Source organism: Amycolatopsis sp. cg13, assembly GCF_041346965.1.
Classification (GTDB): Bacteria; Actinomycetota; Actinomycetes; order Mycobacteriales; family Pseudonocardiaceae; genus Amycolatopsis.
This window is the reverse complement of the sequence record NZ_CP166848.1, coordinates 7,273,945-7,287,470: the sequence shown is the minus strand read 5'-3', so window position 1 is coordinate 7,287,470 and position 13,526 is coordinate 7,273,945. Positions and strand designations below refer to the sequence as shown.

10 protein-coding genes are annotated in these 13,526 nt (G+C 69.4%); 2 read left to right on the top strand and 8 right to left on the bottom strand.

Going from position 1 to position 13,526, the window contains the following annotated elements:
- Complete coding sequence (locus AB5I40_RS34230; protein ID WP_370934318.1) at positions 1–492, bottom strand: hypothetical protein; 492 nt, start codon at positions 490–492, stop codon at positions 1–3.
- Positions 489–1,886 (bottom strand): wax ester/triacylglycerol synthase family O-acyltransferase, encoded by a 1,398-nt coding sequence (locus AB5I40_RS34225; protein ID WP_370934317.1) that lies wholly within the window; start codon positions 1,884–1,886, stop codon positions 489–491. The genes AB5I40_RS34230 and AB5I40_RS34225 overlap by 4 nt, the downstream gene beginning before the upstream one ends.
- A 34-nt stretch (positions 1,887–1,920) precedes the next feature.
- Here AB5I40_RS34225 and AB5I40_RS34220 point away from each other — a divergent pair, with 34 nt between their 5' ends.
- On the top strand, positions 1,921–2,685 hold the full coding sequence (locus AB5I40_RS34220; RefSeq protein WP_370934316.1) for a TrmH family RNA methyltransferase: 765 nt from the start codon (positions 1,921–1,923) through the stop codon (positions 2,683–2,685).
- Between the two features lie 226 nt (positions 2,686–2,911).
- Here AB5I40_RS34220 and AB5I40_RS34215 read toward each other — a convergent pair whose 3' ends face one another.
- Complete coding sequence (locus AB5I40_RS34215; RefSeq protein WP_370934315.1) at positions 2,912–3,295, bottom strand: HAD-IA family hydrolase; 384 nt, start codon at positions 3,293–3,295, stop codon at positions 2,912–2,914.
- A 169-nt stretch (positions 3,296–3,464) separates the two neighbouring features.
- Here AB5I40_RS34215 and AB5I40_RS34210 point away from each other — a divergent pair, with 169 nt between their 5' ends.
- Positions 3,465–3,944, top strand: coding sequence for an Rv3235 family protein (locus AB5I40_RS34210; protein WP_370934314.1), 480 nt, complete (start codon positions 3,465–3,467; stop codon positions 3,942–3,944).
- Between the two features lie 217 nt (positions 3,945–4,161).
- On the opposite strand, the gene secA is transcribed toward AB5I40_RS34210, so the two are convergent.
- The 5 genes from secA to mtrB all read right to left on the bottom strand — a co-directional run bounded on the left by secA (position 4,162) and on the right by mtrB (position 13,525).
- Complete coding sequence (gene secA, locus AB5I40_RS34205) at positions 4,162–7,083, bottom strand: preprotein translocase subunit SecA (RefSeq protein WP_370934313.1); 2,922 nt, start codon at positions 7,081–7,083, stop codon at positions 4,162–4,164.
- Positions 7,084–7,344: 261 nt separating this feature from the next.
- Positions 7,345–8,028: a ribosome hibernation-promoting factor, HPF/YfiA family gene (gene hpf, locus AB5I40_RS34200; RefSeq protein WP_370934312.1), complete on the bottom strand. Its 684-nt coding sequence runs from the start codon at positions 8,026–8,028 to the stop codon at positions 7,345–7,347.
- A 1,079-nt stretch (positions 8,029–9,107) separates the two neighbouring features.
- On the bottom strand, positions 9,108–9,752 hold the full coding sequence (locus AB5I40_RS34195) for a ComF family protein (RefSeq protein WP_370934311.1): 645 nt from the start codon (positions 9,750–9,752) through the stop codon (positions 9,108–9,110).
- Between the two features lie 291 nt (positions 9,753–10,043).
- A complete protein-coding gene (locus tag AB5I40_RS34190) occupies positions 10,044–11,798 on the bottom strand; it encodes an LpqB family beta-propeller domain-containing protein (RefSeq protein ID WP_370934310.1) in 1,755 nt (584 codons plus the stop codon).
- A complete protein-coding gene (gene mtrB, locus AB5I40_RS34185) occupies positions 11,795–13,525 on the bottom strand; it encodes an MtrAB system histidine kinase MtrB (RefSeq protein ID WP_370934309.1) in 1,731 nt (576 codons plus the stop codon). Before mtrB ends, AB5I40_RS34190 begins: the two co-directional genes overlap by 4 nt.
- Position 13,526: the final 1 nt, after the last annotated feature.

The following is a 13,526-nucleotide window of genomic DNA, read 5'->3' as shown; positions in this document are numbered from 1 at the left end:
CTAGAGCAGTTCGAGCAGGAAGGGCAGTTCCTGCAGCGCGTACCAGGCCAGTTCGTGGTCTTCGGCGTCGCCGAGGGTGAATTCGGCGTCCTCGTCGCCGAGATCGGCCGCGTCGATCACCGCCGCGGCGGCGGTCACCGCTTCCTCCGCCTCGGCCGAGTCCACGTGGATCGCCGCGATCTGCGCCTTCGGCACCGGACCCGCGAGACGCACGACAGCGGCGTCCAGGTCCGGGCGCAGCGTCGCGTCTTCGACGTCCACCGAGACGACCGCCCGCCGCGGTTCGCCCTTTTCCTCAGCGGCGATCAGGCGCAGCGAAGCCCGGGCCGCGTCCAGCAAAGCCGCGTATTCCAGTTCCTCGTCGGAACCGCTCGCGTACGCCTCGCGCAGGGCGGGCGTCAGCGCGAAACCGGTGCCGCTGCGAGCGCGGAATTCGCCGTTGGCCTCCAGGTCTCGCAGCATCGCGATCGTCGCGGGCAGATAAACCCTCACCAGTGCGCACCCTTCAGCTCTTCAAGCGCTTCTTCGATCATCCCGCCGAGCAGCCCGACGTCGAACGCGGCCTTGCGGTCGCCGTTGAGTCCGAAGTAGACACCGCCGTGGTAGGAGGTGACCCCGATCGCCAGCGCCTGTGTGCGCATCAGCGGCATCACCGGGAACATCTCCACCAGTCTCGCCTCTCCCGCGTACATCGGCACCTGCGGCCCCGGTGAATTCGTGATCATCAGGTTGAAAATCCGCCCGGACAGCGATCCGCCGGCCCGGGCGCCGAGCGAATGCAGCGTCGCCGGCGCGAACCCGCTCACCTTCAGCAACCCGCGCGCGGCCACCGATCTTCCCGAATTCAGGTGTTCGGCCATCGCGTGGCCGATGTGCTGCAGCCGCAGCACCGCGCTCGGCTCGCCGACCGGCAGGTCGATCAGGTACGCCGCGACCTGGTTGCCGACCAGCGCGGGCGTGGCGAACTCGGCGGTTTCGGCGTCAGTGACCGCCATCGGCACGAGCGCACGCACGGTCTCGGTCGGCGTGAGGTTTTCCCCGCGGGAGAGCAGCCATTCGCGCAGCGCACCGGTGATCGCGGCCAGGACGACGTCGTTGACCGTGCCGCCGTGGTTCGCGCGGATCTTGCGGAAATCCTCCAGCCGCGTGCGCACGACCGAGAACACGCGGCCGCCGGACACCCGGACGTTCAATGGCCCAGGCGGAGCGGGCCGCGTGATCGTCGCCGCGACGCCACCGAGCGTCTCCACGGCTTTGCTCACCGTGGTCACCGCGTCGCCCGCGATCGAGCGCACGTTTTCGATCAGCTCGCCGGGGCGCTGCACGGTCTCGCTCATCGCGTCGAGGACCAGTTGCGTGCGGCTCGGCTCGCGCCGCGGCGTCCACATGTCCTCGAACGGCTCGGGCGGTTCGGGGGTCTCGTCGAGGATCAGCTGGCCGAGGTCGATCGTGCCGACACCGTCCACAACGGACTGGTGCGTTTTCGTCACCATCGCGACCCGGTCGCCGGACAGCCCCTCGACGAAGTACGCCTCCCACAACGGGCGTTCCGGCGCGAGCCGCCGCGACATCAGCCGCGCGACCAGGTCGAATAGCTGGTCGTCGGTGCCCGGCTGGGGCAGCGCGGAGCGGCGGACGTGGTAGTTCAGGTCGAAGTCGACGTCGTCCACCCACACCGGGCGCGCGAGGTGCCCCGGCACGGAGAGCACGCGCTGGCGGTAGCGGGGCAGGAACGCCAGCCGCGCGCCGACGAGGTCGAGCACCTGCTCGTAGGTGAATCCGGACGACGGCCGTTCGAAGATCGCCACGCCCCCGACGTGCATCGGCGTCGTCTGGTCCTCGACGTACAGGAACGAGGCGTCCAGCGCGGACAGGCGGTCGGGCATGAGCCGATCCTTACACAATGCGAGACTGGCCGGTGTGGGTGATGAGCTGGCGGGTTCGCCGAAAGACCGCTTCCTGACCGTTTACGGGCGCAAGCCCGTGCTGGAGGCGCTGGGCGATCCGGACCTGCGCGTGGACAAGGTGATCCTCGCAGACACCGCGCGCGGCCCCGCCGCCGCGGAGATCCAGCGCGCCGCGAAGGCCGCTGGGGTGCAGGTGCAGCGAGCGAGCGCGCACCGAGTGAAAGTGCTGGCCGGCAACGGAAAACAGGACCAGGGCGTACTGGCCGACGTCGTCGCGCCGCGCATGCGCGCCCTCGCCGCGGCCCTCGACGACCGCCGCCCGCCCGCGCGGCTGTTGCTCTTGGACGGCATCACCACGCCGGCCAACGTCGGAATGATCCTGCGCACCGCGACGGCTGCTGGACTGTCCGGCGTGATCGTGCCGCGCCGGGGAGTCGCCGCGCTGGATCCGATGGTGGTGAAATCCTCGGCGGGCGTTGCCTTCCGGGCACCGGTGCTGCGCTGCGGGTCGGCCCGCGAAGCGGCGGAAATGCTGGTGGAGGCCGGTTACAGCCTGTTCGCACTGGGTGCCTCGGCGGAGACGTCGATGTTCGACGTGGAGCTGCCGCAACGCTCGGCATTCGTGCTGGGCGGTGAAACCGAAGGTGTCGGCGAGGCGGTCGCGGAACTGGTGACGGAGTGGGTGTCGATCCCGATGCCCGGCGACGTCGAGTCACTGAACGTCTCCGCGGCTGCCGCCGTGCTGTCGTTCGAACTCGTGCGGCGCGGGGTCCACTGACGTCTCTGCGGCTGCTGTCGCGCTGTCGTTCGAACCCGTGCGGCGCGGGATCACCTGAACCTCTCCGGCCCCGCCGCCGTGCTGTCCTCCGAACCCGTGCGGCGCGGGGCCAACTGAACCTCACCGCCCCAACCGCCGCGCAGTCCTCCTAACCCGTGCGGCCCGGGGTCAACTGAACATCTCCGCCGCAGCCGCCGTGCTGTCGTTCGAACCCTCCAGCGCGGGGTCAGCTGAACAACGCCGCGAGTTCGTCGAGGGTGTCGGCGATCGTGCGATGGTGCACGCCGACCATGCCCGCGGCGACGGCCCCGCGCACATTCCGCTCGGCGTCGTCCACGAAAACGCACCTGGGTGCCGCCAGCCCGATCCGCTCGGCCGCGACGAGGTAAATCTCCCGGTCTGGCTTGGCCACGCCGACCTCGCCGGAGAAGACGAGCGCGTCAAAGTATTGCGCCAGCTCGGTTTTCACCCCCGGCGCGGCTCCCGGCGCGTTCGAGACGAGCGCGGTGCGGGTGCCGTTCGCGCGGGCGTCGCGGAGGTATTCGTAAAGAAGCGCGGCGTCCGGGTCGGTAAGCACTCCGGCGTAGTCGACTAGCAAGCCCTTCAGCACTTCGCCAGCCTATCCGCCCTTTCGGCCGCGCGAGGCCTATAGCGCATCAGGCAGATCCCGTCTGCGTCGTTCTGCCCTTTTCGCCGGATCAGGCACTCTCCGTCCCATCGCGCGGTGGCCGGGCGCACTCATACGCGGGTGGACGTCCATGTTTCGGGAGGGAACTTCAATGACGAACCACAGTCTCCGGCCGCTGTCCGCTGTTCCGGAGACCCAGGGCCGACGAACGCATCGCCGCACCGCGTGGCCGTCTCCGTACGATTTGCCACCAGCTGGGCATCGGTTGCTGCGGCTGACCGATCCGCCTACCGGGCGGCGGCTCGGTCAGCGGCTGAACGCCATTCTGGAAGTCCTCGCCGGGCGGCGGGCGGCCGGGCAGATCCGTCCGCTCGTGGACGAGGCACTGTTTTCCCGGCTCAGCAGCCAGGGGCTGATGCCGGGCATCCGCCACCACGTCGCCGGAGACCTGCGGGTTTGCCGTCCGACCGAGACCGCGTTGGAGACCAGCACGATCATTCATTCCGGACCTCGCGTGCTGGCATTGGCGGCGCGGTTCGAGCGCACGCGGACGGGATGGGTGTGCACGCGGTTTCATGTGCTCGCGCCGCGGAGCGAGGGGACACCGGCCGGGCGGCCGTCAGTCGCCTGAGTGGGACGCGTGTCCTGATCGGCGGGACAACTGTCCTGTGTTCGCGAAGACCACAAGGGTCTTGACCCTCGGGTATTCGAGCGGGTCACTGCCGCCCAACCCGCTTGACCGGCGATCACAAGTCCACTGTGGACCAAGACGACAGAACGGCAGCACGAGCGATCTCGTGCTGCCGTTCTGCGGTCATACCATCCACAGTGGACGGGTCAGGGATGCGTCAGCGACGCGGCCCCTTCTTGCCCTTCTTGGACTGCGCCCGCTCGGCGGCCCGGCGTTCCCGCCGGGTGCCGCCGCCCGCGCCGCCCGCTTCCGCGTCGTTCGCGCTGTCCGAATGGGACTCGACGCCGCCGCCCTCGGAGGGGCCGGACATCGTCAGTCCTGATTGGACACCGCCGCCGAGTCCCTTGCCGCGCAAGGCGGACGGGACCGAATCGGAGTCGGTGGCCGGCGGCTGGGGCGGGGCCGGGCGCGCGTGCTTGCCCTCGTCCTCGGCCTGGTTGCCGAAGGAACCGGCCGCGGCGGCGGTCGCGGACGTGACGCCGCCCGGCAGCGCCGACGGTTCCGGCTGCTGCGCGGTTTCCGGCTCGGCGCGCTCGACCTGGAGGTTGAACAGGAAGCCGACGGCCTCCTCCTTCAGCGAGTCGAGCATCGCGCGGAACATGTCGAAGCCCTCGCGCTGGTACTCGATCAGCGGGTCGCGCTGCGCGAGTGCCCGCATCCCGATGCCCTCCTTGAGATAGTCCATCTCGTAGAGGTGCTCGCGCCACTTGCGGTCCAGCACGGTGAGCATGACCTGGCGCTCGAGGCGGCGCATCGAGCCTTCCTCGCCGACCAGTTCGTCGATCTCGGCCTCGCGCTTGGCGTACGCGGCGAGCGCGTCGTCGACCAGTGCCTGAGTGAGGCCTTCAGCGTCGAGGTCGCCGTCCTCGACCAGGTCGTCCCAGTCGAGGCTCACCGGGTACAACGTCTTCAACGCGGTCCACAGCTGCTCGTGGTCCCAGTCCTCGGCGTAGCCCTGGGACGTCGCGCCCGCGGCGTACGCCTTCACCACGTCGATGATCATGTGCTCGATCTGCTCGCGCAGGTCCTCGCCGCCGAGCACGCGCAGCCGCTCGGCGTAGATCACCTTGCGCTGCTCGTTCATGACCTCGTCGTACTTGAGGACGTTCTTGCGGGTCTCCATGTTGAGCTGCTCGACCTGGGTCTGCGCGCTCTTGATCGCCTTGGAGACCATCTTGTGCTCGATCGGCACGTCGTCCGGCAGCCGCATCGTGGTCATGATGCGTTCGACCAGCACCGCGTTGAACCGGCGCATCAGGTCGTCGCCCAGCGACAGGTAGAAGCGCGATTCGCCGGGGTCGCCCTGTCGTCCGGAACGACCGCGCAGCTGGTTGTCGATGCGCCGCGACTCGTGCCGCTCGGTGCCGAGCACGTAGAGCCCGCCCGCCTCGCGGACGTGGTCGGCTTCGACCCGCGCCTCTTCCTTGATCTCCTCGAGCACCTTCGGCCACGCGGCCTCGTACTCCTCGGAGTGCTCGACCGGGTCAAGGCCGCGCTCGCGCAGCACCTCGTCGGCCATGATGTCCGGGTTGCCGCCGAGCACGATGTCGGTACCGCGGCCCGCCATGTTCGTGGCGACGGTGACCGCGCCCTTGCGGCCGGCGCGCGCGACGATCAGCGCTTCCTTGTTGTGGTACTTCGCGTTCAGCACCTCGTGCGGCACGCCCAGCTTGAGCAGCAGCTTCGACAGGTGCTCGGACTTCTCGACGCTCGTGGTGCCGACCAGCACCGGCTGGCCCTTTTCGTGCCGCTCGGCGATGTCCTCGGCGACGGCCTCGAACTTGGCCTGCTCGTTCTTGTAGATCAGGTCGGCGCGGTCCGCGCGGACCATCGGCCGGTTCGTCGGGATCGGCACCACGCCGAGCTTGTAGGTCTGGTGGAACTCCGCGGCCTCGGTCTCGGCGGTACCGGTCATGCCGGACAGCTTCTTGTAGAGCCGGAAGTAGTTCTGCAGCGTGATCGTGGCGAGAGTCTGGTTCTCCGCCTTGATCTCGACGCCTTCCTTGGCCTCGATCGCCTGGTGCATGCCCTCGTTGTACCGGCGGCCGACGAGGATGCGCCCGGTGAACTCGTCGACGATCATGACCTCGCCGTCGCGGACGATGTAGTCCTTGTCCTTGTGGTAGAGCTCCTTGACCTTGAGCGCGTTGTTCAAGTAGCCGACCAGCGGGGTGTTCGCCGCCTCGTAGAGGTTCTCGATGCCGAGCTGGTCCTCGACGAACCGGACGCCCTTCTCGGTGACCGCGACGGTGCGCTTCCGGACGTCGGTCTCGTAGTGGTACTTCGAGTTGATCAGGTTGGCTTTTTCGACCCGCTCGCGCGTGCCCATGGTGGTGGTGTCGATGCCCTGCATCAGCGGCGCGAGCCGGGCGAACTCGACGTACCACCGCGACGACTGGTCCGCCGGGCCGGAGATGATCAGCGGGGTGCGCGCCTCGTCGATGAGGATCGAGTCGACCTCGTCGACGATCGCGAAGTTGTGCCCGCGCTGCACGCACTCGTCGAGCGACCACGTCATGTTGTCGCGCAGGTAGTCGAAGCCGAACTCGTTGTTCGTGCCGTAGGTGACGTCGGCGTTGTAGTGCTTGCGCCGTTCCTGCGGGTCCTGCTCGGCGATGATGACGCCGACCTCGAGACCGAGGAAGCGGTGGATGCGGCCCATCCACTCGGCGTCGCGCTTGGCGAGGTAGTCGTTGGTGGTGACGACGTGCACGCCGTCCCCGGGGATGGCGTTCAGGTACGCAGCGAGGACACAGGTCAGCGTCTTGCCCTCGCCGGTCTTCATCTCGGCGACCTGGCCGAGGTGCAGCGCGGCGCCGCCCATGAGCTGGACGTCGTACGGCCGCTGGCCGAGCACCCGGTGCGCCGCTTCCCTGGCGACGGCGAACGCCTCCGGCAGCAGCTCGTCCAGGGATTCGCCCTTGCCGTACCGCTCGCGGAACTCGTCGGTCTTGGCCCGCAGTTCGGCGTCCGACAGGTCCTTCACGTCGTCTTCGAGGGTGTTGATGTGATCGGCGATGTTGCGCAGCCGCTTCACCATCTTGCCCTCGCCCGCGCGGAGCAGGCGGTTCAGCACCATCCGGTCGACCTCACTAGCTGATCATGATCGAGCCCAGGCCGTTCCCGGGCAGTACTCGCCACGGCTGGCGCCCGTGTGCGCCGCCGCCGTCTCCCCCATCGTAGGGAACGCGGACTGGTCCGCGCACGCACGTCATCGCAGAAGGTCACGAGAGGTTTGCACAGGTCCCGACGAAGGTCGTGCCCCGGGCCGCGCTCCGGGCACGCGGACGGCCCGCACGCGTTCGCGTGCGGGCCGCCGTCGAGGTTGTTCCAGGTGGGGTCAGCCCAGCCGGATCACGCCGTAGTCGAAGCCCTTTCGCCGGTAGACGACACTCGGCCGGCCGGCCTCGGAGTCGTTGAACAAGTAGAAGTCGTGGCCGACCAGCTCCATCTCGTAGAGAGCCTGGTCCACCGTCATGGGGTCCGCGTCGTGTTGCTTCTCGCGGACGACGCGGCCGGGCTGATGGCCCAGGTCCTCGTCTTCCCAGCGCCCCTGCCGGGGAATGTCGCCCGCACTCGTCGCCGCGAAACCGTTCGCCATGGATTCGGTCGCGTCGGGTGCGTCCAGGACGGCCGTGCCCATGGCGGGCCCGGCGACGGCATCGGATCCGCCGGCCATCGACGTCGCCTCGGCGACGGACTCAGGACGGCTGCGTCCGTAATGCACGCGCCTGCGGTCGTGTGTCCGCCGGAGCCGGTTTTCCAGCTTGGTGACGGCGGAGTCGAGCGCTGCGTAGAAGTCGGCCGCGCTCGCTTCGGAGCGAACAGCCGGACCGCGGCCCTTCCCGGTGATCTCGACGCGCTGGCAGCTCTTGGCCTGCCTGCGGTTGGGTTCGTGGAAGAGTTCCACTTCGTAGCGGATGACCTTCTTGTCGTAGCGCTCAAGGCGGGCCAGCTTTTCGCTGACAAGCGCCCGGTAATGCTCGGGCACCTCCACGTTGCGGCCCTTAACGACGATGTCCATACACGACCTCCCTCGCTGAGGAAACTGCGAGCTGTTGTGTTCTCACGGCACCGGTACTACAGCGGCTACTGCACGGGTTCGGCGGGCTGATAAAGAATTCGCGACCGGATCACGACGTCTCGTGGCGGTAGCGCGAACGCGGACTCAGCGGGCCGCCGGCGCCAGGGACATGGGCTGCACACCTCCCTGCCTGCGGGTTTTGCTGATAGCGGTGCACGTTAGCTTCATCACGCCGTCCGCAACAGCCCCCGAGCCGGGGGATGTCACGATCCGGGAACTCGTCACGGGGCGCAGTGAATCATGCGTGCGCAGCCCGAAACCGCCGCCCGGAAGGCCGAGCGCGCGTGCCCAAGTTTCACGCGGACGGCTCAACCTGACGGCACCTCGGACGCCGAGGGTGACCGGCCCGCCCAGCACAGCCGCCACCTTGGCGAACTGCCCCGTTGCGGGAGTGATTCCGGCCTTGATCCTCATGCCCGGACAACGGGCGACGGTCGTGGGAGGTTCCCTCTTGACATCACTCGTGTAGGTGACACCTGGCAGTAGTGGGCGTTCGAGCGCGAGTTGCCTCCTTGGCGAGAAAGCGGGGAAAGTTTTTCGGGTGGGTGGTTTTTGGAATCGTTCCGTTTTGGCCGCGGCGGGCGCGGGCTGACCGGTTTCCGCGCAACCGGATTTCGGTTTCGGATGGCACCGGTCTCGGCACTCGGCGGATTCCCGACGGGCTAGGCCAGGGCGCGTTCAGGTTTCGGACGGCACCGGTCTCGTCGCCTGGCGGAATCTCGACGGACAGCGACCAGCACGCGTTCAGCTTTCGGACCGCGCCGGACTCGTCGCCCGGCGGAATCTCGACGGACAGCGACCAGCACGCGTTCAGCTTTCGGACCGCGCCAGACTTGCCGCCCGGCCGATTCTCGGCGGACCGGACCAGCACGCGTTCGGGTTTCGGACGGCACCGGTCTCGACACCGGCGGCTTCTCGACGGACGGGGCCAGGGCGCGTTCGGGTTTCGGATGTGGGACAGGCTGCCTTTCAGGTGGGACCGGCTCCCCTTCAGCTTCCAGGTGGGGACCGGCTCCCTTTCAGACTGTCGCCAGCAGGGCGAGCACCGCCACCACTGGCACGCCCGCGTTTTTCAACGCCGTGACGCATGCGGCGGACGTGGCTCCTGTGGTGATCACGTCGTCCACCACCACGACCCGCGCGCCCGGCGGCGGACGGGCGGCCGCGGCGAAGCGGAGCCGTCCTTCCAGGTTGGCCGCTCGTTCCGCCCGGCTCAAGCCGACCGCGTCCCTCCCGCCCGTCAACACCAGGGCAGGCGCGACATAACCACCCGTCAGCCGAGCGGCTTCCGAAGCGATACGCAGGACGTGCGGGCCTCCGCGAACCCGCGAAGCGGTGCGTCGGCTCGGGGCGGGAACCAGGCACCACGGACTGGCGCGAGAACCGCCCGGCGGCAACGTCGTCAGGCCAGCGGCCAGCACTCGCCCCAGAAACGGGGCGACGTCTCGGCGGCGGCGTTCCTTGTAGGCGATCAAGGTCCGCTTGGCGACGCCCGCGTAGCGAGCCAAGGCGTAGGCCGGAGCCAACGCCGTCAGCGGCGCGCGAAACACCTCAGTGGGGGACCCCCACGCTGTGGAGCATCCGGTGCACACGGCCGCGCCGCGGGTTTCACAGCCGGCGCAGAAGGTCGGCAGGAGCAGGTTCAGCAGAAGTCTCAGCAACATGACCAAGAGTGTGCACCCGACCACCGACAGTTTCGGGCCGTGCGAGCGCCGGAGCCCGAAATCCGCGCCAAGAAAACCCGGGAGATCACCCCAGCGCGCCAAGGAAGTCCAGGGATCAACCCGGCCCGCCAAGATAATCCGGGGCGCACCCCGCCGCGCCACGAAAGCCCAGGGATCACCCCCGGCGCGCCACGGAAGCCCAGGGATCGCCCCAGCGCGCCAAGAAAACTGGGGATCGCCCCCGCCGCGCCAAGAAATCCGGGGATCGCCCCCGCCGCGCCAAGAAGAGGATCACCCCGGATAGAACGGTTCCGCGTTCTGCATCGAGTGCGACTGCGGCCGCCACACCTCGCCCAGTTCGGTCGCCGTCCACAGTCCTCCGGCGTCCGCGACCACGATCGGCTGGCCCGGCGCCGCCGCGACCGCGCGCACCGGAGCGGTGAGGTTCGAACTGTTGTAGGCGTCCATCCGCCGTCCGTCGACCGACAGCCGCTGGACCGGCTGCGAGGGCGAGGACGTCGCGGCCACGAGAGTGTCCGGCGTCGAACCCCAATCCACGTCCAAGACGTCGATCAGCACCCCAGGCTGCAGGACGCGCGGCTCGCGCAAGGTGACCGTGTCGCCGCTGCGCACGACCGACGCCACGACCAGCTGGCCGTTCACCGTCGCGGCCACGCGGGCGCCGTCCCGGGAAAGCCGGAGCACGCCGATCGGCCCGAGTGCCAGCAGGTCGTTCGCGTTGACGCTTTGGCGCAGCCAGCGGCCGTTCGGGTCGAGCACCATCCGCGCGATGATCGAATGGTCGACGACCGTCCACACCTCGTTCGACGGACCGGCTCCGGTCGGGGCGGGCCGCCAGGTCGGGCGGCTCAGCGAACCGCCGCCGAGGTCGACCGTCGGCAGGTCGCGGCCGAGGTCGCCGATGCGCAGCCGGACGCGGTCGCCGTCCTGTTCGACCACCGCGAGCCGTTTGCCGTCGATCGACTGGGCCGCGTTCAGCACCTGGTACTCGCCGTTGCCCGCCGGGCCCGCAATCGGCGCGCCGTCGCTGAGCGAGCGGACGCGGCCGCCGATCGTCATCAGGCCCCGCAGATCCGGGCTCGCGTTGTAGGAGGGCACGTCGCTGCCGCGCCAGTACTCGTGGTCGCGCACGAGCGGTGCGCCGTCGGCGAGCAACCGGATCCGGGTGGACGTGACGGTCTGCATCGACAGCACGATCTGCGCGGCGATCAGCGACCGGGTTTCCGGGCTGGTCCCGGTGAGCCCGGTCAGCGGGACGGTGAGCGAGCCGTCGTCGTTGTTCTTCACGTTGTTCTCGAGCGAAACCCCGTCGCCGAACAGGTTCTTCACCGCGCCGGTGAGCCCGGCCGACGGGCCCTGCAGGATCAGGTCCATCACCCGGCCCGGCATGCCGGACTGCGGTTTCGCCGGGACGTAGCGCAGGTCTGGCACGAAGGCACCGGAATCGGGCGAGTAGAAGCTCACCGCGACCGGGTTGTAGTTGCCGTCGAACTCGTCGTCGGTCACCAGCAGCACCGGCGGGGGCGGGCTGGAGATCCGCCACTGGCCGTCGGCCTGCTTGTGCACCTGGAAGGTCTGCTCGGCCGGACCGCTGCCGGGGATGAACGCGGAGTCCGCGCTCAGCGTGCCGAGCACCGAACCGCGCACCGTGACGGTGCGGACGTTCGGATCCGGCGTCGTCGACGACGGAGTGGCCGTCGTGGTCGGGCTGGCAGCGGCGGTGTCATAGACCGTGCTGAAGGTCTTGTCGATGATCGTGAACGAGCGGTTCGGCCGCCACGCGCCGCGCTGTTTGTCGTCGAGGAACGCCCGCGAGGCCGCGTTGCCGGACCGCGGATCGGCGTTGGCCTTGATGAACAGCCGCACGATGTCGAGGGGTTCGGCGTTGGCGGGCGGTTCCGGCGCGTTGTTGGCCTGCTGCGGCGCCTTTTCCGCGGACACCACGACCGGCAGCGATTCCTGCGGAACGTTCGCGCAGCTCACGAGCACCAGCGCGCAGGCGAGGAGGAGAAGCGCTCGCCTCACTGACCGACCTCCTCCCGGTCCGGGGCCGGATCGGCGAGGATCGCCTCCGGCGCGGGATGCAGTTCGGCGACCGACGACGGCGACAGCGTGATCTCCGAAACGGCGTCCGGCGGCGGCAGCACCAGCGGGCTTTCCGCGATCGGCACGCCCTGGCGGCGCGGCACCTCGAGCCGGAAGCACGCGCCGTGTCCCGGCTCGCCCCACGCGTCGAGGACGCCGCCGTGCAGCCGCGCGTCCTCCTGGCTGATCGCGAGGCCGAGCCCGGTGCCGCCGGTGCGCCGGTTGCGCGACGGGTCGGCGCGCCAGAACCGGTTGAACACCAGCTCCGCTTCCCCGGCCCGCAGCCCGACGCCGTAGTCCCGGACGGTGATCGCGACCGCGGTTTCGTTCACCGCGACCGTCAGCACCACCGGTTTGCCCTCGCTGTGGTCGACGGCGTTGGCCAGCAGATTGCGCAGGATCCGCTCGATCCGGCGCGCGTCCACCTCGGCCGAGGCGTCCTCGTCCGGCAGCACCAGTTCGACCACGCTGCCCGCGGTTCCGGCAAGCACCCGCACCTGCTCGACCGCGCGGGTCGCGATCGGCCGCACGTCGATGTACTCCGCGGACAGCTCTTCGACGCCCGCGTCGAGCCTGCTGATCTCCAGCAGGTCGCCGAGCAATGCCTCAAACCGGTCCAGCTCGTCGACCAGCAGCTCGGTGGAACGGGCGAGCCCGGGCGGGAACTGTTCGCGGGACGCGTGCAGCACGTCGGCGGCCATCCGCACGGTGGTCAGCGGGGTGCGCAGCTCGTGCGACACGTCGGAGGTGAACCGGCGCTGCAGGCCGCCGAATTCCTCGAGCTGGCGGATCTGGTTCTGGATGCTGGCCGCCATGCTGTTGTAGGACACCGCGAGTTTGGCGAGGTCGTCCTCGCCCACTACGGCGAGACGCTGGTCGAGATCGCCGCCCGCGAACTGCTCGGCCGCCGCGACGGCTTGCCGGACCGGTCGCACCACCTGCCGGACGACCAGGTTCGTGATGCCGGCGAGCAACAGCAGCAGCACGATCCCGGCCACGAACAAGGTGTTCTGGACGGTCGACACGGTGGTCTGCTCGCTGGTGAGCGGGAACAGCAGGTACAGCTGCAGCGGGCTGGCCCCGGACATCAGCGAGGTGCCGACGATCAGGTAGGTGGTCCGCACGCCGTTCTCGTCGACGGTGTGCTCGAGCCGGGCGAGGTGGTCGGCCTCGACGAACTGGCGCAGCCGCTCCGGCACCGAGGTGAACGGCCCGACGTACACCGGGTCGGTTTCCGATTGGCCGCGCCCGACGCTGGCCAGCACCGGTTCGAAGGTGCCCGCGGTGGACCCCGCGCGCGACGACGACGTGGTCGAGATCTTCTTGAGCGCGTTCTGCAGGCGCGTGTGCAGCGCGTCCGGGGACTCGCCGCCGATCCCGACCAGCTCGCGCGCGGCGGTGTCGGCGAGCGCCTGGGTCTGCTCGATCGCGGCGCGGCGCTTGGTGTCCAGCAGCCGTTCGGTGATCTGGTTCTGCAGGACCATGCCCAGCACGAACACCACGGCCGAGGACAGCGCCAGCGTCGAGATCGTGACGCGGAACTGCAGCGAGTGCTTCCACAGCTCGTTGAACGCCACCGCGCGGCGGCGAGCGAAAACCACGATCCGGCCGGCGAGCCGGGCCGTGGCGCGGGCGGCGGCGCGAAGCCGCCCCGCGAAACCGGTCATC